This window comes from Vibrio sp. 10N.261.55.F4 (assembly GCF_041470465.1).
Classification (GTDB): Bacteria; Pseudomonadota; Gammaproteobacteria; order Enterobacterales; family Vibrionaceae; genus Vibrio; species Vibrio crassostreae_C.
On sequence record NZ_JBFRMM010000002.1, the window covers coordinates 204,640 to 228,708 of the forward strand.

The window sequence follows — 24,069 nt, forward strand, 5'->3', positions numbered from 1 at the left end:
GATCCATAAAAGATGAATTGTTTGTCACTTCAGGAAGAGGCATCGCGGCTAACGACTATGAAATAGAAACCGTTATAAAACCTATGTTTCATGATTTCCAAAAAGCAGCGCCGATGAGCTCGTTGCACATAGCTCCAGCCAGAACTCAACTTCAGTGGGCTTCATTACTTAGGTCTGGCGATGTAGATTTTGTTTTGTCACCTGAACTAACGAGTAACGAGTCGGATTTAATTCAAACTAAGTTGTTTTCTGACCAAGAGGTCTGTTTTTACAATCCTCAAAAGCAAACACCGCCAACAACGATAGAGCAATATTGTTCCAAACCTCACGCCATCATGTCTTTTGAGCATTCTCACCAAACTGAGATAGACACAATACTTAAAAAACGAGGAGTGAAGAGAAAAATCGTGGCTAGTGCGCCAAGTTTTGGGGCGATAGCGTCTTTAATTAAAGGACCCTAGCCAACGTTAATTGCAGCTTCATTGAGTGGAAAAAGTGCTCAACATCAGTGTTGTCCAAAAAACTACTTTTTCCACTCATATTTGCCTTATGTTATAAGAAATGAATTACCCATATTCTACGAGTTAAAGGCTATTAGGTGATTCATCGATGCATTTTTCTAAGATTTATTCTAGATTGGTTTATGTTATTACTCGAAAACCAAAAGGCCTCGTACATGCGAGGCCTTACGTTTTTCATTTAACGTTTACAGCTAACCTACTTCGCTGACTTCTCTTGTTAGCTTTCCTTACTGACCTAAGTTACTGACTCAGCTCACTGAACTTCGGCAAGCTTTTCACAAACCTCTGGTGTACATCCATATAAGTTTGCATATAGATTTCATCGATATTGTCACTACCCGGGAAGCTGGATGAGAAATCTACGTGGTTGCGGTCAATCGCCAATTTAGCCGCCTCGACAATATGAGCAATGAACATTCGAGGATCTTCCAAGCCGATAGAGATACGCATTGTCGTCGGTTTGATACCGGCTTCATTGAGCGCTTCATCACTGAGTTCTGAGTGCGTAGTCAGTGCTGGACACAGCGCCACTGTATTGGTTTGCCCTAAACTTACTTGCATGCCGATAGCGGGCTCAAGCATGTCGAAGAACTGTTTGAAGCCATCTCGATTGATTGGCGCACGGTCGCCATTGCCTTCCATATCGATAGTGAAAAGCGCCGCTGGTAGCCCCAAGTACATGTTGTTCTGGCAGTGTTCATAGTTATCACTATCTGGCAAAGCAGGACACGATACGTTGATGTCAGGGTGAGCATCAAAGATCTTCGCGAGAGTCAGTGTATTAATCGTTTTTTGCACCACTCGCATCTCATACGTTTTCATACCATTGAGCACTTCAAACGCTTTGTCTGCGTCTAGGAATGCGCCCTTAATGTAGTACACATTCCAAAACAGCGTTTCGTTCCATGGAATGGTGACCTCATCGCCGTTGGACTTGGTGAAAGTGACCTCCTCTCCTTTTGGAATAAACATGGTCTCGTTGCGGCCAATCACAACTCCAGCGGTTGTGGTGCCAGAACCCGCCAGTTCTTTGGTGTAGGAGTGAATCACATAATCGGGTCTTTCAGCCACATCGTCGCGTTTTAGTACTGGATGCAGCAATGGAGTCCCCACTGTCGAGTCAACAATTACGTCCCAACCACGAGAGTGACCAGCTTTACTAATGCTAGCAACATCCAACACGTATCCATGCGGGTTACACGGTGACTCTAGGTAGACGTAGATTTTCTTACCCGCAGCGATGCGATCTGCGTATTTATGAGCAACCTCATCAAGGCGCGTCGCAAACTCATCACCGGAGTAACCATCCACCCACTCCACCGCGACATTTAGGTTAGACGGTTTCCCAAACCAATCTTCCAACAACTGGTAAGAACCGCCATAGATATTACGTGAAGCCAAAACAATCTCTTCATGCCCGAGCAAGTGGCTCAACAACCCATCAATAGCCGCCATACCCGAATTAAAGTTCCATGCGAGGTATTCGTTGGCTCTAGAGCCTGCCTCAATATCAACCATATGGTTAGCCAGTGAAATCGAGGTTGGGTTAAGCAGTCGAGAATAAATATCGTGCAGCGGTTCTTTACCGTTGAACGCATCTTCAATCCATTCTGTACAGGCAAATAAATAGGTCGCGGTACGTGTAATAACCGGGCTTGCCGAGAAGATAGCCGCCACATTATCGAAGATAGGATACGCGCCTTTAGACGCAAAGTTGCCATTATTGGTGGCAATGGATTGGTAAGTGGCACGCATCGGGTTTTGCAGGTTATCGAGGATCTTAGCGATCTGGAATGACAAAAAACGTTTAGCGTTAAACCAAGCGATTCGGTCACTCTTGTCGAGATCTGAGAGGCCGTCAACCGTCAATGCCCAAAGGTCGTGAGTCTTGGTATTGGCTTTGTACAGCGTCGTCGCCAGTTCGATAAGCGTGACGCCGTAATCACTGTTTGGATCGATACCAAAGTGCTTTGCTTGCTCAATGGCAAGGGCTTCTGCTTGTTCGTGTTTTGTGGTTTTACGCAGCGGGCTAAGTTGAGTTGAAGTATTCATAATTGCTAAGTCATTCCATGCTTGTTGTTCCTCCTTTAATTTTAGTTTTGGGCAGATGTTAAAAATTGCTATTTGCAAAGTAAGACATACACTTTGAGCAATAATATTGCCAAGCTAAACCCAATATTGATGGAATATGCCAATGGACGAGATCGACAAGAAAATACTGGCTGAACTGCAAAGCAACGCTCGGCTGTCTAATCAAGAGTTGGCCGATCGAGTAGCACTGTCGCCCTCTCCTTGCTTACGCCGAGTTCGAGCATTAGAGAAACAAGGGATAATTCGTGGTTACCACGCCAGTGTCGACCAAGAAGCGTGTGGCCTGCCAGTCAATGTGTTTGTGTTGGTGAAACTTGAAAAGCCGACAGAAGAGAACATGCGAGACTTTGAGCAGCACATTGAAGTGATTGACGAGGTGTTAGAGTGTTTTCTGATGACGGGCAATCACGACTACCTATTGCATGTAGTCAGTGAATCGCTAAAAAGCTACGAGCAGTTCATCCGTAAACAACTAACTCGCCTGCCTAATATTGCTTCTATTGAATCCAGCTTCGCCTTCGGTCAGGTAAAAACTAAGACCAAGTTGCCAGTGAGGTAATTAGAAACGACTTAATTTGTCTGTGCTGAAGGCATTGGATAATCATCTCCAATCATACAGATAAGAGCGCCACCAAAAGCTTTTTCGTAACGTATTTTCCCTGTCGCATCTGAGCTTTCTATACTCGAACTGCCGTCCACAATCTTATTAATTTCTTGTGCGACTTTTGTTGGTACCAACCAGATACAAGCTGCAACAGAGCAAGTGGATGACGACGATTCGCAACCTGTCTCGGAGCTTCCTCTTATCCAAAGACTATCCTTTTCCTTAAGCAGTAATTGCGTTGCTATGTAATCTGGGTGGTCGATGTACTGATCGCCACCTATCCATGTATCTTCATAAGGTAGGTACGGCCCTTTCCATGTGGATAAGCCCGGATTTGCAATTAAGTGATTGATGTTTAAGTAGCCGAAGTTCGTATCGGTATCGGAAGCAATAGGAGGCAGAGAGCCATTATCACGAGAATATTGCTCAGCGGCATCCAAAACAGTATTCAGCTGGCCGATTAGAAATTTTGCCTCGTCGACACGGGACATACGGTTCCCGAACTGGTTGTAGATAAAAAAAGCGACAATGAGCATCAGTAAGCCAAACGTTACAAGTTTCCATTTTTTTATCTGACGCAGAAGTTTCAACATCTATTTTATCTCTCATCAAGAAGGTTCTGATAACGCTAAGGTCGTCCCTATGAGAAAGATTATACCAGAGTAAAATCAAGCGTTTTGCATTGAAACTTACTTGTCCATGTCTGCGGAAAATAAGCCTAGCTCTAATGTGCCCAACTTCGATTTAGAGCCTCCCTAAAAACAAACAATCATCACACCCGACTTCACTGACTTAACCCTCAAATCAACCTTGTATTGAATTGCTCCGTAAAACAAACCAAAGCGATGGAAATCGATTCGAAGTGATCGTTTTATCGGACTGTCATCTAATTTTTGTACTTTGATATAACAAATAGCTCAAAAGTTATTGAGTGATCGTTCAATTATATCAAATTTTCCACTATAGTTGATTGGTCAAACAACTCACAACAAGGAAAAGTTATGAATCCAAATACCGAATCTCAATCAACGCCGACTCGATCTATCCCTCAAGAAGCATTTGATTGGTACGACGAATATGCACACGGCCTGATTGATCGCAGAGAGTTTATGGCTCGTCTATCTGGGCTAGCTGTACTTGGCTTAACCATGACGACGCTAACTTCTGCACTGATTCCTAATTATGCGCAGGCAGAGCAAGTCTCTTTCAATGACCCTTCCATCAAAGCAACCTACGAGAAGTTTCCTTCACCTAAAGGACACGGCGAAGGCTATGGTTACTTGGTTGTACCCAAAGAGTTAGAGGGCAATGCGCCTGTTGTATTGGTCATTCATGAAAATAGAGGCCTCAATCCATACATAAAGGATGTGGCAAGACGACTCGCAGCGGCGGGGTTTATTGCGTTTGCACCTGATGCACTCTATTCGCTTGGCGGGTATCCAGGTAATGATGATGAAGGTCGAACGATGCAGAAGTCGCTATCAAAAGAGAAAATCGAAGAAGACTTTATCGCAGCGGCAAACTTCTTGAAGTCCCATGAAAAAAGTAACGGTAAGCTAGGCGCAGTCGGTTTCTGCTTCGGTGGCTATATCGTGAATATGTTGGCCGCTGTCATGCCAGAGCAACTCGATGCAGGCGTTCCATTTTATGGTACTCCTGCCGCACCAGATTTAAGAAAAAATGTAAAAGGCCCCTTGCTCATCCAATTTGCGGGAATCGATAAACGCGTGAATGCGACTTGGCCAGATTATGAAGCCGAACTCAAAGAGAACGAAGCAGACTACACAGCTTACATCTATGACGGCGTGAACCATGGCTTCCATAACGATTCAACTGGCCGCTATGCTGAAGAAGAAGCAGAGTTAGCTTGGAAACGTACACTTGAGTTCTTTAACCAAAAGCTTTCTTAATAGTTAGCTTTACTGAACCCGTTTTCTTTAGATTCCGAGTGACTGCCCTATTCCCTACAAAACCCAAAAGGCCTCGCACTCGCGAGGCCTTTGTTGGTCGGTAATCAGTTCCTCCCTTTTCCCATTACCAACAATAGGTTTGAGATGTAAACCAAGGGGGTTAGAAGGGGATTGTCGGTCGAGTCTCACGTACAGAAGCCTCGTTGATTCACTGACTTAACCGCTCATCAATGTAACTTCGCTTCAAACAAACCTATTGACCCGATCGCGCAAATAGATAATATAGATAGCTAGACGTCTACATGTCTTTTATTTATTAAATGGAGTTATCATGAACAGCTACAAAAAAATCACAGCATCCCTGTTGGCATTAGCTTTCGTATTCGGTGTAACAGGATGTGGAAAAAAAGACGAGGCTGTCATCAAGATTGGGGCGACAGTTGGCCCACATGCACAAGTTGTACAAGCTGTTGCCAAAGAAGCAGCAAAGCAAGGGATAAACATTGAACTCGTCGAGTTCTCAGACTATATCACCCCTAACGCAGCATTAGATGATGGAAGTATCCAACTGAACAGTTACCAGCATCAGCCATTCCTCGATAACTTTAATGCCAATCACGATAGCCAGTTAGTTTCTATCGGACGTTCAATTTTGATGCGTATGGGCATTTACTCGAACAAGTACACTTCGCTTGATTCTATTCCCGAAAACGCTCGAATCGCGATTCCAAACGATCCAACGAATGGCGGGCGTGGACTATTACTGCTTGAAGATGCAGGGCTGATCTCATTAAAAGACAACGCTGGTTTCAACGCGTCTTTAAACGATATTGTTAGCAACCCGAAGAACATTCGATTTGTTGAAGTGGATGCCGCGCAGCTACCCCGCTCTCTTGACGATGTAGATGCTGCTGCAATCACCATGAACTATGTAATGTCGGCTGGAGTCGACCCTAAGAAACAAGGCATTTACTTAGAGAAAAAAGACGCACCTTTAGCAGTGATGGTTGTTGCGGCGCGAGAAGAAGACAAAAATAATGAAACGTATAAAAAGATTATCTCAATTTACCACTCACAAGAGATCAATGACTTTTTAGACAGCACTTTCAAAGGCACCATCGAAGCCGCAAATTAAGCTAAATCGTTTCAGATTTGGCGTTGCATGATACTCATAAAGCAACGCCAGATTTGAGTTGGCGGGTTGTCGTTGACGCATTCCAGCTTCTTTTCAAATTAGAGAGCAAAGCTTTAGTTACTTGAATGGAGGTTGAAAACCATATCGTCAGAGCAGATTATGTAAGCATAAAATTCAATTAAATCTGGGGGCTTTGCATGAAAAAAGAAGTGATACTTTTTGATATAAACGAAACGGTTTTAAATTTGGAGTCATTACAGCCTAAATTTAAAGCGGTGTTTGGAAAGGAGGATGCATTATCACTTTGGTTTTCAAAGCTTTTACACTCTTCAACGGTTTGCATCGCAACAAACGTAAAATCTACTTTTTCTGAATTAGCGAATGCAGCGCTCAACGCTATTGCACAGCGATACAAGTGTGATTTAACGGCAGAAAGCAAAAGTGCCTTGTTAACTTCTTTTGCCAATCTACCAGCGCACACTGATATCAAAGCATCTTTACTTAAATTGCGTAACAACGGCTTTAAAACCGTCGCTTTTTCCAACTCATCCCTCGATCTCATCACTTCTCAAATCAAGAACTCGGGCTTAAACGATTATTTCGACACCGTCATTTCTGTTGAGGAAACAGGCAGTTTCAAACCAAATTCAGACGTGTATAAATTTGCAGCCGAAACTTTAAAAGAGCCTGTCGAAAACCTTCGTCTTGTCGCTACTCATGATTGGGACACTCATGGTGCGCTATCCGCTGGCTTACAAGCAGCCTATATAGACCGCACAGGCGTTGAGTATCATTCCTTGTATTTGAAGCCGGAGATTAGCTCAAAGACGATGGATGGTGTGGTAGAACAGATAATTAAGCACAATTTAGACAAGTAAAATCTCAAGAGACTTTTCTACTCCTGATTCGATACAACCACCCTGTAGTGGTCAACAAATTCCGGACACTGACTTAACCGCTTTGATCAACCTTGTGTTGAACTGCTCTGGTTATAGAGACGCTGTCGGTTACCTAAAAACTGCAGTTACCTAGCAACAAATATAAGCTAGCAACAAATATAAGCTAAAAACAACTGTACGATTGAGGAACGCGTTTTTCTTCATCCCAGCCTAATAGCTCAATATTGATCAATGACTTGCGCTTCTCATTACACAGTGAAGCGATATTGATGATAGGCAGTTGGCTACGAAACTGCGCTGTAAGGATGACCTTTTTACTTTCGTTAAGGCTGCTTCTGCATTGCGACAAAATCGCTTCAGTATCTAGTTGGTGTGCGTTCTCGATAATTTGGATATCAGCATTCTCTTGATAGCAATCTATCAACCAAGATACAGCAGGCTCTTCTATGCTGGTGAGCACGATGACATCTTTTGTTGTGACCAATTCTTTGAGTTCAGATAGTTTGAGTTCAGTTTCCATAAATACCCTCATTCAGCTGAAAATACATTAAAGTCGGTTGCCCAGTTTAGCCTGTGCCAAATGGTAACCTCTGTCTATCATCTCTTGTGAGCGATCGAACTCTAAGGTGCCACAAGCATTACGTGGGATCTCAAGCGTAATATCGGCGGGATAAGCGGCCAGCTTCTGGCGAGCAATGGTCGATTGCATCGCATCAAACGCTTGGTTGGCAATATCGTAAAAAGCAAAATTGAAGCTCATTTTACTTTTTACACTGTTACCGAGATTATCGATAAAGTGAACAACCTTCTCATGCAGGTTACTCTCTTTTGTTGGTAGGGAAACCGGTATCACTTCCTGTTGAAGCATTTCGGGTTCACCACCTAAGTTCACAGCCAGAGTAAAGTCTGTCTTATCACTAAAGGTAGGCGCAATCGGTACGGGATTGAGCACTCCGCCATCAATCAGCACTTCACCATTAATGACATGTGGAGTGAAGAACAGTGGCAAAGAGATGGAGGCGCGAATGGCATCAAACAGAGAACCGGATTGCAGCCAAACCTCTTTTTCTTCGGCGACGTTGGCAGCAACTGCGGTATAAGGGATAGGCAGATCTTCAATTGAAATCTCGCCGATCAGCCCACGCAGTGTGTCGATGATCTTGTCCCCTTTGAACATACCACTCGACTGCCATGAAAAGTCCAACAACATCGCCATATCACCTTGATCGATACTGGTGACCCACTCTTCAAATTCATCCAACTTGCCCGCAGCGTAGACACCACCGATAAGTGCGCCAATTGAACAGCCAGAAATGGATTTTATCTGATAGCCATGCTCAATTAACCAGCGGATGACTCCAACGTGAACCAAGCCTCTTGCGCCACCACTGCCAAGTACCAATGAGATCGTTTTTGCCATCATATTAATCCTTTAGTTTTAAATTCTAGGTGGGCTAACTCGCCGATTTACCAATTCGCCGATCTCAACTCACTGAATCACTCTCAGTCCATACGGGTAATGAAGGTTTGCTCGTCATCGACAAAAGCCACGTAGTCACCGTGATAGATAAAAACCCGACCACGCCCTTCAACGATACACGCAAGCTGTGGGTTCAAATCTTCTTCAATATCTCTACTTTGAAAAGTGCCGGTATCGGTGATCACACCGCGGAGTTTAGGCAAAAATCCATAACTGCGTTTGGCTTGGTCAATCAGGCTCAACTCACTGGCGGTAGAAAAGCAAGCTGGGATTGGGCCTGCATCTTCGATAAACATAGTTTTCAGTTCTTCAAAGGCTGTAATTACCAGCCAGTCGATGCCATTTACGTGATGGATAAACATTGTTTATAAATACCTAGTTTCTCGATAACTCTAATGCGGAGATTCTATCACTATCAAGTGCAGAACGTGGGAGAAATTAAGGGACTACAAATAACCAGACACATACTATCTACAGGGTCTAATATTAGTCGTCCGACTCTACGACTAATGTCTAACCGACTGAGTCTATTTGTTTTTTTTGGTTTGGTATAAGGTACTAACAACTAAATATTAATGAATTTTTAATTATAAGTTGACGCATTGTTTACACTTCATGCCGTGAGTCAACAACGTTTGTTGGAATAACACACCTAAGAGTGTGAACGAAAGGAATCAAAATGAGCACTACTTTAGAGTCCGCACATATACAAACAGAGAAGCCTCAAGCCAATGAGGATGAACTCACCTATGAACAACAACATAAACCAAGCTCAGAGTTTGAATCCCGAGAACAGTATCTAGAACACGAATTGCAAATCATGTCGCCTAAGCGCTGGCGTCCAAATTTGCCGTTTAAAGATTATCGATTTGAGATAGAAGACACCATCCCAGCGATGGCGGCGACCATTGGTAAAGTGGTTATGGTGGGCGCGATTGCAGCCACCTTTGCTGGGGCTCTCGGATTAAATGAAGACTTCATTCTAGAAAACGTTCGTTATGAACTGCTCATCGCCTCTGTTTTCATTATTATTTTCTCTGGCTTTTTATTGCCGACTGCAAACCTCGCAGGGACCCACGGCCCACTTATCCCTTTGATTCCGATTGTGGTTGCAGCAGGTGGACACCCGATGGCGTTTGGCCTGTTGATTGGCGCTTTTGGCCTCATCTTAGCCATCAGTAAAGGTGGCAGCATGTTGGCCAACCTCACCAGTAAAGGCGTGTGTGGCGGCTTATTGCTCTACCTCGGCTTTGTTGGAACCGCCTCTCAAGTGAAAAAGCTTTTCGCTTGGGCTGAAGGAATCGGTATGAGCCACATCGCGTTTGTGGTGATCTTTTGCACCATTATCTTGTACGCGCTACTGGAACACTTCCGCAAACGTTGGTTAGCAGTACCTCTTAGCTGCTTGTTGGGTGGTACGATTGCATTTGCCATGGGCGCCCCATTTGCTTTCCACACTGAGCCAGGCTTGCCCAACATGAACCCTATGTATTGGTGGGGAGAAGATACAGGTTGGATGCTAGGCCTACCGACGATTGAACACTTCATGGTGGTATTGCCGTTTGCGATTCTAGCCGTAGCGATGTGGTCACCGGATTTCTTAGGGCATCAAGTATTCCAAAAGATCAGCTACCCAGAACGTACCGAAAAAGTACACATGAACATCGACGACACCATGACCACGGCATCAATTCGTCAAACGTTCGGTTCTCTGCTTGGCGGTACTAACTTTACATCTTCATGGGGTACTTACATCGTACCAGCGGCGATAGCTAAACGCCCTATTCCTGCTGGCGCGCTGCTCACAGCTCTGTTCTGTATTATCGCTGCTGTTTGGGGCTACCCGATGGATTTAGCTATCTGGCAACCTGTACTGTGTGTGGCGCTGATTGTTGGGGTATTTGTTCCATTGCTAGAAGCTGGAATGGAAATGACGCGTGAAGGAAAAACCACACAGTCGGCAGCGATTGTTGTGTTCTCTTCAGCGCTCGTTAACCCTGCATTTGGCTGGGCTCTCACCATGCTGTTAGATAACTTAGGCTTAGTCGGTTGTAAAGAACGTAGTAGTGAACTGAGTAAAATGAGCCGCTGGGTATTGCCTGGCATCATGTTTATTGTACTAAGTGGCGTAATGGCGCTGGTTGGCCTTCTACCGGGAATTCCAGCGATTATCCCAAGCTTTCGCTAGGCTCGATTAATATTTAGTTTTGTCGGAATACAAAAAGGCCTCGCAATCGCGAGGCCTTAGTTTTATCTATCAAACCAGTGGCGACAGCCCTACTTCACTGACTTCACCGCTTTCATCAACGTGTGTTGAATGGTTCTCGTAAGCCAAAGCCTCCCCCTCTAGCTCCCCCTCAAATGCAGTTAAACGATATCTTCAGATACACGACTGAGGGGGAGAACATTCTTTGGCGCTGAACATATAACTGCACATGTAGCGATCGGTATTCAGTTCCTCCCCTTTCTCGTTGCCAGCAAGAGGTTGGAGATGTAAACCAAGGGGAGGTTAGGAGGGGATTTTTATCTGATTCTCACGTGTATCTGCCACTTTGTTTCGCTCGCTCTACAGAACACAAAAAGGCATTACAATACCCGAAAGTAATTTAACAAGTGTAGTGTGTATCAAAATCTATAGGGTACTACCAATAAGGTATAAGTCCCCAATATCTTATGTTACCTAAATATTTAAAACAATTAGGATTAAAGAGCGCCACAAACGAGCATGCTACTAATCTAGAATAAACATAGATGATACCAAGTCGCTTTGAATATTTTGTGACAACTATCACCAACTGAGTTATTAGCTGATCTATACTTCCGCAACTCAACTACCTTTAGCAAAGGTATATAATATTTTCAAATTCTATGGTGGAGAGTACTACAGTTGCTTTCCCATTAAGGAAGAACCTATGGCTCTAAAATTACCATCATGGTTTTCTGATTTAGGTGTTGTGGCACTTATTTTCTCTGCTGGTGGGTTTTATTTTACTATCAATGAATTAAATCAAAACTATGCTGATATTGACAAACGGATCACAGTCGTTGAAAAGGCAATATCTATACACCACGGAAGTGATTGGTCAGATCGTGTTAATGAGCTATCCAAGGTTGAGGATCTAAATCGACAGTTTGAAGCTTCAATAAGTGATTTTGATGACAAGTATAAAACTAACTTGAAATCCATAGAAGCGATAGAAGACTGGGTATCCTCAGCAAAGGCATGGGCTGAACAAATTGATCAAATGGAGATTAATAGGATTGCCAACTCATTTAGAGCAAAAGTTGTATACTCAACGGTTAGAACTGGTCAGAATAACTCTGTCAGAATAAATAAAGCTCATGAAAAAGGAAGCGGATACCAAATAGGTGATCGAATTTTTATTGAAAACCCAGTCCCGCCTAATTTAGAAGTGGAAGCTTTTGTTGTTGGGTATTTGAATGATAAAGTAAACTCTGATGTGTTACTTCAGATTAACGAGGAGTTGTTAGGGCAGTTGGGTCTAACAACTCAAAATGGTCGTTATGAATTACTAATAACGAATAAGTTCACTGAGGAAAATTGGACTACTCTTGCGGATACGAGTGTAGTTAAAAAATAAATTTCCATTCTAAAATATAAGTTATATCTTCTATATTATTAAGGGAAGTCGCCATTTTTATTTTATATAAATCCAAATTGCGAAATATACTAGTTAATATAAATCACCACCGATTTAATTTCCTTGCTACATATTGGTAATTTAAATTACTATCACACTACCTTAAAACACAATCCACAAAAAAAACCACCTTGACTTAGCACCTAAATACAAATCTCTATCATTATCATTGATAATTCGCATCAATTGGGAGCCGTTATTTACTCGATGCGCGTTATAGTACAATGAATAGCCCCTTTGTTATTACCATAAAAACACTCCAAGTCATTTGCAAATGGACATAGTTCACCTGACGTTAAAGGAGAGTAATTCTCGTTTAATCCGATTCTGAACGTTTCTCGGTCTTCACTCCCTATAGAAGCGCATAACTCAAACCATTTAGCATTAGAAACTCGCCTAAAAGGTTCCATTGTAGCGATAGCTACCTCTTTCAACCCAAGAGTAACTCCAAGTCTATCCCACCCCGCCGCGCTACATGCAATTGAAGCGTCATACCATAATTCTGCAGTATTAGTTTCAAATCTATAACGCTTACCCACCTCAAGAAAAACGCCTGTACGGTTAATTTTTTCAGCAGCAAAAACAGTTAAAATTTTACTTTCACCTAAACTAAGTACGGTTAGTCGTTGTTGTGGTAATTCGATATGGGGTGTTATTCCTGAACATTCTATCTTTTCAAAATCTTGATACATAACCTTATGCTTAACATTTTTGAGGGACATAGGTCTGTAATCTTCATTACGATAGATTCGTTCAGATATAGACCAATGAATTATCGGATTATGTTGTTTTGAAACTTTATCTTTTTCTATGACGCAGCATAATCGGTCACATAAGGTAACAAAGCTAACTGGAAACCAACGACTTTGTTCATGATTTAAACCACAAGGATTTGGATTGATCAACATGTCGTCTAAGCATATTTTATAATCTATTTCTTTAGGTAAAAGTTCCGAGTATTTTACTTCCCTAGCTGTTTTAATATCTATCTTAAGCTGCCATCTTTCAATCCAATTTAGATAAAAACGCATTGCAGAGTCCGATAAACCATCCTTTTGATACCCACCGCCTACATCCGCATGTGCTCCAGGGAACCATATTTCACACATTTTCTTCTCGTAATTCATTAAAGTCGGTTGAAAAGCTCTTCGTTTCTCATCTAATGACACTATATGTAATGCTTCAATTACATTATTTGGTAACGAATGATCTTCAAAAACCACCTCAGACTTAGGACGCTGATACTTACTCATATTAGGAGTACTGATAGAAGCGACAGTATCAAAAACAGCTTCGTATATACAAGGCACGGCAACTTTATCGCTAATGAGTTTGGCAAATCGTCGAGCTAATGCGGCTCCTCTACTAAATCCAGTAACTAATAGTGTATCAGCTCGATCGTCAAATGTTATTTTTTCAAACTCCGAAAGTGCTTGATTAAGAATATGTTTGACGTCACAGCCCTCAGGTGAAAATATAGTATTCCATGCTTTTTGTAGTGCACTTCCGTATGTACCCACTCCAGCAAAGTAATAGCAATGCTGTACTGAAGAATCCCATCCTTGGCCTTGATTAACCAACGAACCACCACACAAGATATGAAATTTTAGTATGTTCGTTATACTATTGTCTTCACTTACTCCTTTATCATTGATTGCTTGCTCTGCATCTTCGGGGGCATTGCATGTACCATCAAAATTAAATATGAATAACCTAGCCATAGTACTCTCTCGATTTTTTATAACACTGTAAAATTAAATAACTATTTTAATTAATTTACTCAACCAGTGGTCTTCGTAAGATTTATCAGTTTGAATTAGTTGACCAACTGGCAAGCCTATTTATCCGATTATAAGTCCACTTATATATGTAGCTTATGATTATGAGTTCCACTTGAACCTACATCACAATTTCATTGAAATCACCGAATAGGCCGATAGTTAAGAACTTTGGAGTAGGACAATTTTTTTGGGGTTCTAAAGATTAAACAACTAAAAAGTTGCTAAGAGTTTGATTTTTTATCTTCCCCCGAAACAAAAAGGCCTCGCAATCGCGAGGCCTTAGTTTTATCTACCAACGGTTACATCCATCTATTAACAACTACAGCACGCTACTTCACTGACTTAACCGCTTTCATCAACGTTGTGTTGAACGGCTCTAGTAGACCAAAGCCTCCCCCTCTAGCTCCCCCTCGAATGGAGTGACCCGATCTCTTGAGATATAAGAATTAGGGAGAGAACATTCTTTGCCGCTGAACATATAGCAGCACATGTAGCGATCGGTATTCAGTTCCTCCCCTTTCTTATTACCAACAAGAGATTGGAGATGTAAACCAAGGGGAGGTTAGGAGGGGATTATCAGCCTATTCTCACGTGTAACCACCCTACTTCACTGACTTAATCGCTTTCATCAACGTTGTGTTGAATTGCTGTGGTTGCTCAAGCATTGGGAAGTGGCCTGAGTCTTCAATGTAGTAAATGCTGTAATCCTTGATGTGTTTCTTGTTCGCTTCTGAATCTGTTGGCCATAGGCGAGCGTTGACCAATATTACTGGTACGTTCACGTTCTCATACACGCGGTGGGCTTCGCCTGTTACGTATTGGCCTAGATAATGGCGGAACTGGTTTATCGCGATAGCTGGCGGTGCTGATGCCATGTCTTGCGTTACCCAGTAAAGTAAATCCCCGTCTACATCTTTTAGCAGCGAGTCTTTCACGAACGCAGTAATGCCCGCTTGGAAGTCTGCTTCAAAAGGTTTGGTCATTACATCTAGGTCGCTTTGTGAAACCGCTAGTGCGACGTTTTGCGATGTATCGACACCAATAATGCCCTTCACTCTTTTCGGCATCAGTTTAGCGGCTTCTGCAATAACACCACCCGCCATGGAATGACCGACTAAGATGACGGATTCGAGTTGATCTTTCTCGATGACGGCTTTGATGTCTTCAGCGAATGCAACCATGGTGTACTCTTCACGATTAAACGATGAGTTACCGTGCCCAGCTAAGTCCATAGTGATCACTTGGTACTGCTTTGAAAACTCGCTCACTTGGTTTTGCCAAAGCCTGCTGTCTAAGCTCCAACCGTGAATGAAGATCAGCGCTGTATCCCCACTCCCACTTTTGCCATACGCAATTTGCTCACCATCATGAGATATCGCAATACCGTACTTAACCGTTGAATCATGAGCCATGGCACTCATGCTACCAAGTGTCATGAATACCAAGAGTGTGATGTTTAGAATTAAACGTTTCATAGTGTCTCTCTACTTACTTTAGAGGGAACACAGAAAACGCCCCTCTCAATCAATATAGTCACTATAAAGTGTGAAGCTTTAGACAGGTCAAGTTTAAATGTAAATTTTCACGGCGATAAGATACACCAATAGATAGAGTGCCCGATTAAGCCGTACAATATTCAAAATTACATAATTTATTGACTAAACAGTTATTTGTGGTTTATCAGTGATGATAAACCCTGCGATATAACTACGACGTAAAGTATATTCGGTTTAATGATTTCACTTTAGTTAACAGACCTATCATTACCACGTCAAGTAAGATAGGCCTGACAATTAAACTTCTTAACTCTATTCGTAAATTACGATTTCTGATTTATTTGCTACATTAGCAAGTTCTATTGTTCCACAACTCTTTCGCCAAAACATTAGTCGTAGCCCCTCTCCTGATTTAGTAACGTGCAACCTGAACGCTATATCTTGACCTCTAGTCCTTGGTGTGGTTCCACCAGCGCTAGTAGCAAAAACCTTCACCTCATTCTTTGGTTCTTCTAATAGTAAGCGAGCGATACTATCGAGTAACGTCATAGCAAACCGTCCAGAACCCGAACATTGATGGGTATTTAGAGATTCAACAAATCGTTGACCTATATCAAAAGAGTCTAAACATATACTGGCTCTCGTTCCTTCGTTTTGACTAAAAGATATATCCTTGCATTTATAAAAGATAGCAAGTTTATAGCTAAAATCGGTAACAGATTTTCTCCATAGATCCGAAGGAGAATAAAATTTCATTAGATCCGTACATGACTTATACAAAGCAATATTTGTTTCAAAGCCTGACATTTCCATAAACTCCCCTTTATCGAGGGCCGTTATCTCTGGTATTTCATAGTTATATGAATCAGAAGTAACATTGTCGTCTAAAAGAGGCAAAAGTTTAACTTCTTTTGTCATTTCAATATAACTGCAAAGAGCAATAGAGTTGTTCGTGAAATTATTGCATATCGGCGTTGAAGTAACTTGAGGAAATGAGAACCCATCACTGATTTCAAATTCATGAATATCATGTAGTTCTCTAATATCTTCACAGTTTTCCATCACATTATTAAATAACCTAACTAAGTCATATGCAGATACTTCATCTTCTAGTTCTTTAAGGACCAAATAGTCATTGAATGTTTTAAAAGCGGGAAATAGATTATTATCGCTTAGTATTTCAACTGTATCAGAGAATACATGTGAAGAAAAAAACTCGTCATTCCTGCTCAAAAATGTTAATAATCAATAATGTAGAAGAAAATCATTTAGATCAACATCTCGATGATGAATTGGTGCCATTAGCGCATGTGGCGTTATAACTACTTGCATAATTTTGCTGCTCTTTCTGCACTTTTTCTTTTTGACACAGAATATAGAATATTTTCAACTTCAATTTGACTTTGGTCAAAAAAGTCTTTTGGCCAATTCTTGATAGCGCCATATTTTGACACTTGAATTTCTTCAAATACGCTTCTTTTCCCATTATTTGTCACAAACTTAATCGAAATATTATCATTTAGTTCATCATTAAAACCTTGAGCAATCCTATATCTCAACCTGTTTATTATATATTCGCTATGTGTTTCAATAACCAGTTGTCTTCCTATTAATGACATCGCGATAAAAAGATCACATAGTTTAGCTTGAATTTTTGGATGTAAGTGCAATTCAGGTTGTTCGAATATTAGTATGTCATTTTTTTCAGACAACAAACATTGCATCACCACAGGTATAACTTGGCTTACTCCAACGCCAACGTGATTTAAATCTTGAGGAGATTTAGATGAATTAGTTTTTACCTTTAACTCATAGCCAAATTTCCCTTGATCTTTTGTAGTTACACTAGTGACCACGTCCAAATAATTAAGCCAGTGATGAAGCGCATTAGAAAATGTAGCTCCTTGCTCTTCTATATGTAGCTTTTCATCTGAAACAATAACAGGGTAATTAATCCTTTTGTTCTTATTAATATGTAGAATTGCAGCAGAATGCTCACCTTTAATACCTATATCTTTTGTATTATTGATATCAGTTAGAGGATAAACTGATTTAGGTTTACTTCTTAAAGGGCCTACATATTTCACACCCAATGACAAATTTTTATTTATAAAACTAGCCAAAGATAAAAACAACGCAGGTAAATGAATATCAGTCTCATAGTGTTCATTCCCATCTTTAGATTCAATTAATCTAGATATTATCTCTTCTTTGTTTCTTGCAATTAAACTAAATAAGTTTCTTCTCTGCTCTTTACCCAGATTGTTAGTGTACTCTGCCCATTTTTGAAAAGTAAAAGTCATATCATTATGTCTATTTAGATCATTGGCATCTAAAATTATTTGATTCTTTAAAATAACTTCAATCAACACCTCTTTTGATATTCCAGCCGGGAGTTCAATAGAATTATCGTCATCTAACGTTCTTTTTATTCTCTTTCTAATATTAGTTTGCTCTCTAACTAATATGTCTGATATCGCATTTATTATTTCTTTATCTATAACTTCAACATCTAATATTTCTTTTTGAATTTTTGAATAAAACTTATGAGCCTTAGTATCTGTTAAGTAGTCGACAACTTCTCTAGCTTCCAATTTTGTTCTATTATATTTAATCACACACTTCTCTGGTTTAATTCCATCGAGGTGAATTTCTTCAATGTTGAAGTCTGGACTGTTTTTTCTACTTACGAGAACTTCTTTTCTATTGATGTTTTTTACTCGAAAAACACCCTCTTTCTTAGTATTAGACAGGTCTATTATAATCGATTGCTCTGTATCGCTTGGAAAAATCTCAAATACAATATTCTTTATTGGTGGTGTTATTTGTTCACGTTGAACTTCACTTGTCTCATGACCAAATCCAAATTCAATTGATATTATCACCCGATTTATTTCTGACTTATCATCGCCTTCAATATCAGCTTTAAGCCGAATCAACTCATTTTCTTTGCTAAAAGAAACAATGTCATTAAAACCACCTAACTTTACCAACCTTCCATTTAGTAACATTGAGCTTCCGTTAAAACGAGTGTCAGATGTCTGAGCTAAAAGAAGAATAGCTTGGAGAAATGAACTTTTACCTGAGCTATTAGCACCACAGAAAATGCTCATAGATGAGACATCTATGCAGTCTGAAAAATCTAATGACTTAAAGTTGTTCACCTGTATACTTTTTAGCATTATTATCCATCCAATTAAAATAATTGATATATATTAGTTTTATCTTTGAAGATAATATATTATTTCAATTGCATATTGAATGCTTTTCGTCACGAAACAAATAAATTTTGCCCACAAGTAATTGTGATTTTTTATAATATCTTACTCACAATTACTTTAGTTCTATTTCAGCGTAACGGACAATGGTGTAATGTAAATTTTTAAGGTGTAAATAGCATCAAATCGAAATATTGGTTGATGTTATGTCATCTAAATTAGATTGCTAAATCACAATTTTTTATTACAAGTCACTAACCATCATATTATTTCAGCTAACAAAAAAGGCCTCGCAATGCGAGGCCTTTGTTTTTTCTATCTATCAGAAGAGATTAGTCGCGAAGTGCTGCGCCGAATTTCTCTGAGATTGAAGCTACGATAGCATCTACTGAACCAGCGATGTCTGCATCTTCAAGTGTGCGCTCTACAGACTGTAGGCTAAGTGCGATTGCTAGGCTCTTCTTACCTTCTTCAACGCCTTGACCAACGTATACGTCGAACAGTTTAGCGCCTGTTAGGAATTCGCCACCAGCAGCGATACACGCTTCTACGATGTCGCCAGAAGCTACTGCTTCGTCAACAACTACTGCGATATCACGACGGTTTGCAGGGAACTTAGATACAGCTACTGCTTCTGGAAGCACGCGAGTGTTGATAGCTGCCCATTCGATTTCGAATACGATAGTGCGGCCGTTAAGACCAAACTTACGCTCTAGTTCTGGGTGAACAGTACCAATGATACCCACTTCTTTGCCGTCTACTACGATAGCCGCAGTTTGACCTGGGTGAAGTGCTGGGTGCTTCGCAGCTTTGAAGCTGTATGCGATTTCGTTTGCAGAAAGCTCAAGAACGGCTTCTAGGTCACCTTTAAGATCGAAGAAATCTACAGTGTTAGTTGCAATGTCCCAGTGCTCTTCGCCACGAGTACCAGAGATAACGCCCGCAAGCATCATTTCTTGGCGCATGCCGTTTTCAGCCGTTGCTTCAGGGATGAAACGTAGGCCTGATTCGAATAGACGAACGCGAGACTGTTGACGCTTCTGGTTGTGAACAACTGTGTTTAGAAGACCTTGGATTAGGCCAAGACGCATTGCTGACATGTCCGCAGAGATTGGGAATGGCAGGATTAGCGGCTCAACACCAGGTACAACAAGTTTTTGCTGTTCTGGTTCTACGAAGCTGTATGTGATTGCTTCGTGGTAGCCACGGTCTACAAGAAGGTCACGAACGCGCTTAAGCGGTTGGTCAGCTTCTTTGTGGTCATTCATTTTAAGTGCCGCTTTAGGCGCTTGGTTTGGAATGTTATCGTAACCGTAGATACGACCTACTTCTTCAATTAGGTCTTGCTCGATTGCGATATCAAAACGCCAAGATGGAGACGTTGCCGTCCAGCCAGCTTCTGTCGTTTCAACGTTACAACCTAGGCGAGTAAGAATTTCCACTACGTCTGTAGATGGGATTTCGTGACCTAGTAGGCTATCTAGCTTAGCGCGACGTAGAGCAACTACGTTTGCTTTAGGAAGATCAGCTTCAGATTCGCTGCCGTTTACTGGCGCAACTTCACCACCACAGATTTCAACTAGAAGCTGTGTTGCACGCTCCATAGCTGCTGCTTGTAGCGTTGAATCAACACCACGTTCGAAACGTAGAGAAGAATCAGTGTGAAGGCCGTAAGCACGTGCGCGACCACGGATGTGATCCGGTGCGAAGAATGCTGCTTCAAGAAGTACGTCTGTCGTTTCAGTAGTAACACCTGAATCTTGACCGCCAAAGATACCAGCGATTGCTAGTGCTTTGTTTTGGTCAGCGATAACAAGCGTGTTGCTGTTTAGTTCAGCTTCGTTGCCATCTAGAAGTGTTAGCTTTTCGCCCTGCTCTGCTAGACGAACCACGATACCGCCTTCGATCTTAGCAAGATCAAATGCGTGCATTGGTTGGCCTTGCTCTAGCATCACGTAGTTTGTGATGTCTACAACTGGGTCGATTGAACGGATACCACAACGACGCAGTTTTTCTTGCATCCAGATTGGAGATTCCGCTTTCACGTTTACGTTCTTAACCACACGGCCAAGGTAACGTGGACAAGCATCAGTTGCTTTGATTTCAACAGATACTGTGTCTTCAATGCTTGTTGCAACAGCGTCAACTGTTGGCTCTGTAACGTCTGCGCGGTTTAGTACGCCAACTTCACGAGCAAGGCCACGGATGCTGAAACAGTCAGCGCGGTTTGCTGTTAGGTCTACGTCGATAGTTACGTCGTTAAGCTCAAGAAGCTCACGTACGTCCATACCTAGCGTTGTGCCTTCTGGCAGCTCAAGGATGCCGTCAGACTCTACGTCGATACCTAGCTCAGAGAAAGAACAAAGCATGCCGTGCGATGGAACGCCACGTAGTTTTGCTTTCTTGATTTTGAAGTCACCAGGAAGTACTGCGCCAACTGTTGCTACTGCTACAGTTAGGCCAAGACGACAGTTAGATGCACCACATACGATGTCTAACAGCTCTTTATTACCGTCTGCATCAACAGCGCCGATATCAATTTTAGTTACTTGTAGTTTGTCTGCGTCTGGGTGCTGACCGCACTCAACCACTTTACCTACTTTAACGCCGGTGAATTCACCAGCAACAGGTTCTACATCGTCAACTTCCAAACCAGCCATAGTGATTTGGTGAGCTAGCTCTTCGCTGTTAATTGCAGGTTTAACCCACTCGCGTAGCCAAGATTCACTGAATTTCATAGTTTTGACTGCCCCGGATTACTTGAATTGTTTAAGGAAACGAAGGTCGTTCTCGAAGAACGCACGAAGGTCATTTACGCCGTAACGAAGCATCGTTAGACGCTCTACACCCATACCGAATGCAAAACCAGAGTATTTCTCAGGGTCGATGCCAACAGAGCGAAGTACGTTAGGGTGAACCATGCCACAGCCTAGAACTTCTAGCCATTTGCCATCTTTACGTTTCACGTCAACTTCAGCTGAAGGCTCTGTGAACGGGAAGAATGAAGGACGGAAACGCACTTCAACTTCTTCTTCAAAGAAGTTACAAAGGAAATCGTTAAGAATGCCTTTAAGTTGTGCGAAGTTTACGTTCTCATCCACTAACATACCTTCCACTTGGTGGAACATTGGCGTGTGAGTTTGATCGTAGTCGTTACGGTAAACACGACCCGGAGCAATGAAGCGGAATGGCGGTTTGCCGTTTTCCATCGTACGGATTTGAACACCAGAAGTGTGCGTACGTAGCATTAGATCAGGGTTGAAGAAGAAAGTATCGTGATCAGTACGAGCTGGGTGATCGTCTGCGATGTTTAGTGCATCAAAGTTGTGGAATGCATCTTCGATCTCAGGGCCAGACTCAGTGCTAAAGCCAAGCTCACCAAAGAACTGTTCGATACGCTCAACAGTGCGAGTAACTGGGTGAAGACCACCGTTCTCAATGCGACGACCTGGTAGGCTCACATCGATAGTTTCTTCAGCTAGTTTCGCTTCAAGCTCTGCACGTTGTAGTGCGTCTTTGCGAGCTGCGATCGCTTGTTGAACAGCACCTTTCGCTTTGTTGATCTCTTGACCAGCAGTGCGACGCTCTTCAGGTGGAAGTTTACCTAGGCTTTGTAGTTGAAGAGTTAATTCACCCTTCTTACCTAAATACTGAACTCGCACTTCATCAAGTGCGACTAACGAATCTGCTGTATCAATAGCAGTCGTTGCATTAGCAATGATCTCTTCTAGATGTTGCATCATTTCCTCATCTACCAGTTGGTAGTGTCCGTATCGGATGATTAGTTTTTTTAGATAGCTACACATAGTAATCAAACACGCAACCAATGCCAAATTGAATCGCTAAAAGAACAAGTTATTGCCTAAAAACACGGCAAATTTAACAGGATATTAATGAGGAGTAGGAAGAAGTGGAACAATTACAGGTTCCACTTCTTAATTTGGAAATGACCTGAAGGCTAGATCTGAATAGAACAAACGCTGTTCTTCCCTGCGTTTTTTGCTAAATAGACGGACTCATCCGCCGCTTTAATCAATTCGTTCATGGTTTCGAATTCTTGGGTCATTTCAGCGACACCGACACTAATACTGCCAATCCAAACTTGATGACTGGTTTCAACCTCTAATTCAGACACTTTCTGTCGAGCGGTTTCCGCGATGTACATCCCACCTTTAAGGTCGGTGTTTGGGCAAATAACCAAGAACTCATCGCCACCTAACCGGCAAACAATATCATCATTACGGAACGTGTTTTTCAGTTCACGCGAGAGGGTTTGTAGCACCAAGTCGCCTGCATCATGGCCGCTGGTGTCATTAATGCGCTTGAAGTGGTCGGCATCAATCATAATACACACTAAAGGCATGCCCAGTTCTTTGGAGTCTTGCCAATGCAGCGCTAACTGTTTAAAAGCACTACGACGGTTATGCAAATTAGTAAGAGAGTCGGTTAATGACAGTTCTTCAAGTCTCTTATTCGCTCTTTTTAATTCTGCCGTACGTTCCTCAACTTTATCTTCGAGTAACTGGTTGAAGCGTAACAACTGTTTGTTTCGTTCAGAGACTTGTTCAAACAGGCCGTTAAGCGCAGCCAACAGCGGGACAGTCGCAGAATCTTGCTGCTTTTCTTCCGCTTCAAAGGCTTGCAGAGGTGTCGCGCCCTCTTCTATCGCGGTCATTTGTCGCGCCATGTTTTGGTCGATGCCGAGGATGTGGTAAGCAAGCCAATGGATGAGGAAGTCCAATAACTGCCGTGCTGACACCTGATCTTCTTCTAAGATGAAAGCTTGCATACCGTAGATATCTTGCTTAAATACACGATGCACTTTGATGTGTTCTTCAATGTGTAACTCATGTACACCGCAATCTCTCATCAAAGATTCTTCTTCTTTAAAGTGAAATTCTGCATAGCGCGCGAGTTCGAGTAAAGCGATGTTAATGTCGTCTATAGAGATAGTATTCTCTGACAAAAGATTTCCGTAGTGATTGATAAAACCAACAAGGTATTGATGTTGTTCATCTACAACACCAATGCCTGTTTCAAAGTTTTTATCCCAATTAAATAAATTCATAAATCCCTTAGGGCCGATACCACCAGCACGATTTACATGCATATTCGGAGGTTATAGATACTCGAAAAATACAACCATTTTACCTTTGGGACTATTCGATTATTTGCTCTATTTTATAAAAAGATGACATTAAACATTCTAAATATTGCGCTTCTTAAATCTGAGACGCCCCCTTTAGCAAGAGCGCCCCACGAAACCAATGCT

The 24,069-nt window shown here is 41.8% G+C and carries 19 protein-coding genes; 7 read left to right on the forward strand and 12 right to left on the reverse strand.

Going from position 1 to position 24,069, the window contains the following annotated elements; genetic code table 11:
* The first annotated feature begins 17 nt into the window (after positions 1-17).
* On the forward strand, positions 18-461 hold the full coding sequence (locus AB4249_RS01755) for a LysR substrate-binding domain-containing protein (RefSeq protein ID WP_372102229.1): 444 nt from the start codon (positions 18-20) through the stop codon (positions 459-461).
* Positions 462-761: 300 nt separating this feature from the next.
* On the opposite strand, the gene AB4249_RS01760 is transcribed toward AB4249_RS01755, so the two are convergent.
* Positions 762-2,573 carry a PLP-dependent transferase gene (locus AB4249_RS01760; protein ID WP_372102230.1) on the reverse strand — a complete coding sequence of 604 codons (1,812 nt, stop codon included), beginning with the start codon at positions 2,571-2,573 and terminating at the stop codon, positions 762-764.
* A 142-nt stretch (positions 2,574-2,715) separates the two neighbouring features.
* On the opposite strand from AB4249_RS01760, the gene AB4249_RS01765 reads away from it, so the two are divergent.
* The gene (locus AB4249_RS01765) at positions 2,716-3,171 is read left to right on the forward strand and encodes an Lrp/AsnC family transcriptional regulator (RefSeq protein WP_017088527.1); all 456 of its coding nucleotides are present in this window, start codon (positions 2,716-2,718) and stop codon (positions 3,169-3,171) included.
* 11 nt (positions 3,172-3,182) lie between these two features.
* Here the strand turns inward: AB4249_RS01765 and AB4249_RS01770 are convergent, their stop codons facing one another.
* Positions 3,183-3,809, reverse strand: coding sequence for a type II secretion system protein (locus AB4249_RS01770; RefSeq protein ID WP_372102231.1), 627 nt, complete (start codon positions 3,807-3,809; stop codon positions 3,183-3,185).
* A gap of 408 nt (positions 3,810-4,217) precedes the next feature.
* On the opposite strand from AB4249_RS01770, the gene AB4249_RS01775 reads away from it, so the two are divergent.
* The 3 genes from AB4249_RS01775 (at position 4,218) to AB4249_RS01785 (ending at position 7,139) form a co-directional block, all read left to right on the forward strand.
* Entirely contained in the window at positions 4,218-5,126 is a 909-nt protein-coding gene (locus AB4249_RS01775) for a dienelactone hydrolase family protein (RefSeq protein ID WP_017059076.1), read from the forward strand.
* A gap of 331 nt (positions 5,127-5,457) precedes the next feature.
* The gene (locus AB4249_RS01780) at positions 5,458-6,261 is read left to right on the forward strand and encodes a MetQ/NlpA family ABC transporter substrate-binding protein (RefSeq protein WP_372102232.1); all 804 of its coding nucleotides are present in this window, start codon (positions 5,458-5,460) and stop codon (positions 6,259-6,261) included.
* A 197-nt stretch (positions 6,262-6,458) separates the two neighbouring features.
* On the forward strand, positions 6,459-7,139 hold the full coding sequence (locus AB4249_RS01785) for a haloacid dehalogenase type II (RefSeq protein ID WP_372102233.1): 681 nt from the start codon (positions 6,459-6,461) through the stop codon (positions 7,137-7,139).
* A gap of 184 nt (positions 7,140-7,323) precedes the next feature.
* On the opposite strand, the gene AB4249_RS01790 is transcribed toward AB4249_RS01785, so the two are convergent.
* The 3 genes from AB4249_RS01790 to AB4249_RS01800 form a co-directional block, all read right to left on the reverse strand.
* Positions 7,324-7,692 carry a hypothetical protein gene (locus AB4249_RS01790; RefSeq protein ID WP_372102234.1) on the reverse strand — a complete coding sequence of 123 codons (369 nt, stop codon included), beginning with the start codon at positions 7,690-7,692 and terminating at the stop codon, positions 7,324-7,326.
* A gap of 15 nt (positions 7,693-7,707) precedes the next feature.
* Positions 7,708-8,580, reverse strand: coding sequence for a patatin-like phospholipase family protein (locus tag AB4249_RS01795; RefSeq protein ID WP_065583529.1), 873 nt, complete (start codon positions 8,578-8,580; stop codon positions 7,708-7,710).
* An 83-nt stretch (positions 8,581-8,663) separates the two neighbouring features.
* The gene (locus tag AB4249_RS01800; RefSeq protein WP_017059071.1) at positions 8,664-9,002 is read right to left on the reverse strand and encodes a hypothetical protein; all 339 of its coding nucleotides are present in this window, start codon (positions 9,000-9,002) and stop codon (positions 8,664-8,666) included.
* Positions 9,003-9,319: 317 nt separating this feature from the next.
* Here AB4249_RS01800 and AB4249_RS01805 point away from each other — a divergent pair, with 317 nt between their 5' ends.
* A complete protein-coding gene (locus AB4249_RS01805) occupies positions 9,320-10,828 on the forward strand; it encodes a DUF3360 domain-containing protein (protein ID WP_017065456.1) in 1,509 nt (502 codons plus the stop codon).
* A 724-nt stretch (positions 10,829-11,552) separates the two neighbouring features.
* Positions 11,553-12,242, forward strand: coding sequence for a hypothetical protein (locus tag AB4249_RS01810; protein ID WP_017061458.1), 690 nt, complete (start codon positions 11,553-11,555; stop codon positions 12,240-12,242).
* 260 nt (positions 12,243-12,502) lie between these two features.
* Here AB4249_RS01810 and AB4249_RS01815 read toward each other — a convergent pair whose 3' ends face one another.
* The 7 genes from AB4249_RS01815 to AB4249_RS01845 all read right to left on the reverse strand — a co-directional run bounded on the left by AB4249_RS01815 (position 12,503) and on the right by AB4249_RS01845 (position 23,907).
* On the reverse strand, positions 12,503-14,023 hold the full coding sequence (locus tag AB4249_RS01815; RefSeq protein ID WP_017061457.1) for a DUF2235 domain-containing protein: 1,521 nt from the start codon (positions 14,021-14,023) through the stop codon (positions 12,503-12,505).
* Between the two features lie 662 nt (positions 14,024-14,685).
* Positions 14,686-15,558, reverse strand: coding sequence for an alpha/beta fold hydrolase (locus AB4249_RS01820; protein ID WP_372102235.1), 873 nt, complete (start codon positions 15,556-15,558; stop codon positions 14,686-14,688).
* Between the two features lie 333 nt (positions 15,559-15,891).
* Positions 15,892-16,812 (reverse strand): hypothetical protein, encoded by a 921-nt coding sequence (locus AB4249_RS01825; protein WP_372102236.1) that lies wholly within the window; start codon positions 16,810-16,812, stop codon positions 15,892-15,894.
* An 89-nt stretch (positions 16,813-16,901) separates the two neighbouring features.
* Positions 16,902-18,761: a DUF3696 domain-containing protein gene (locus AB4249_RS01830; RefSeq protein ID WP_061031595.1), complete on the reverse strand. Its 1,860-nt coding sequence runs from the start codon at positions 18,759-18,761 to the stop codon at positions 16,902-16,904.
* A gap of 368 nt (positions 18,762-19,129) precedes the next feature.
* Positions 19,130-21,535, reverse strand: coding sequence for a phenylalanine--tRNA ligase subunit beta (gene pheT, locus AB4249_RS01835; protein ID WP_372102237.1), 2,406 nt, complete (start codon positions 21,533-21,535; stop codon positions 19,130-19,132).
* 18 nt (positions 21,536-21,553) lie between these two features.
* Complete coding sequence (gene pheS / locus AB4249_RS01840) at positions 21,554-22,537, reverse strand: phenylalanine--tRNA ligase subunit alpha (RefSeq protein WP_004734764.1); 984 nt, start codon at positions 22,535-22,537, stop codon at positions 21,554-21,556.
* 218 nt (positions 22,538-22,755) lie between these two features.
* The gene (locus AB4249_RS01845) at positions 22,756-23,907 is read right to left on the reverse strand and encodes a GGDEF domain-containing protein (RefSeq protein WP_372102238.1); all 1,152 of its coding nucleotides are present in this window, start codon (positions 23,905-23,907) and stop codon (positions 22,756-22,758) included.
* Positions 23,908-24,069: the final 162 nt, after the last annotated feature.

What these genes read in the sequence shown, in the direction of transcription:
- AB4249_RS01770 (WP_372102231.1), bottom strand. Translation starts at nt 3,809, where the DNA reads ATGTTGAAACTTCTGCGTCAGATAAAAAAATGGAAACTTGTAACGTTT.
- AB4249_RS01805 (WP_017065456.1), top strand. Translation starts at nt 9,320, where the DNA reads ATGAGCACTACTTTAGAGTCCGCACATATACAAACAGAGAAGCCTCAA.
- AB4249_RS01790 (WP_372102234.1), bottom strand. Translation starts at nt 7,692, where the DNA reads ATGAGGGTATTTATGGAAACTGAACTCAAACTATCTGAACTCAAAGAA.
- pheT (WP_372102237.1), bottom strand. Translation starts at nt 21,535, where the DNA reads ATGAAATTCAGTGAATCTTGGCTACGCGAGTGGGTTAAACCTGCAATT.
- AB4249_RS01810 (WP_017061458.1), top strand. Translation starts at nt 11,553, where the DNA reads ATGGCTCTAAAATTACCATCATGGTTTTCTGATTTAGGTGTTGTGGCA.
- AB4249_RS01765 (WP_017088527.1), top strand. Translation starts at nt 2,716, where the DNA reads ATGGACGAGATCGACAAGAAAATACTGGCTGAACTGCAAAGCAACGCT.
- AB4249_RS01780 (WP_372102232.1), top strand. Translation starts at nt 5,458, where the DNA reads ATGAACAGCTACAAAAAAATCACAGCATCCCTGTTGGCATTAGCTTTC.
- AB4249_RS01775 (WP_017059076.1), top strand. Translation starts at nt 4,218, where the DNA reads ATGAATCCAAATACCGAATCTCAATCAACGCCGACTCGATCTATCCCT.
- AB4249_RS01785 (WP_372102233.1), top strand. Translation starts at nt 6,459, where the DNA reads ATGAAAAAAGAAGTGATACTTTTTGATATAAACGAAACGGTTTTAAAT.
- AB4249_RS01800 (WP_017059071.1), bottom strand. Translation starts at nt 9,002, where the DNA reads ATGTTTATCCATCACGTAAATGGCATCGACTGGCTGGTAATTACAGCC.
- AB4249_RS01820 (WP_372102235.1), bottom strand. Translation starts at nt 15,558, where the DNA reads ATGAAACGTTTAATTCTAAACATCACACTCTTGGTATTCATGACACTT.
- AB4249_RS01830 (WP_061031595.1), bottom strand. Translation starts at nt 18,761, where the DNA reads ATGCTAAAAAGTATACAGGTGAACAACTTTAAGTCATTAGATTTTTCA.
- AB4249_RS01815 (WP_017061457.1), bottom strand. Translation starts at nt 14,023, where the DNA reads ATGGCTAGGTTATTCATATTTAATTTTGATGGTACATGCAATGCCCCC.
- AB4249_RS01795 (WP_065583529.1), bottom strand. Translation starts at nt 8,580, where the DNA reads ATGGCAAAAACGATCTCATTGGTACTTGGCAGTGGTGGCGCAAGAGGC.
- pheS (WP_004734764.1), bottom strand. Translation starts at nt 22,537, where the DNA reads ATGCAACATCTAGAAGAGATCATTGCTAATGCAACGACTGCTATTGAT.
- AB4249_RS01760 (WP_372102230.1), bottom strand. Translation starts at nt 2,573, where the DNA reads ATGAATACTTCAACTCAACTTAGCCCGCTGCGTAAAACCACAAAACAC.
- AB4249_RS01845 (WP_372102238.1), bottom strand. Translation starts at nt 23,907, where the DNA reads ATGCATGTAAATCGTGCTGGTGGTATCGGCCCTAAGGGATTTATGAAT.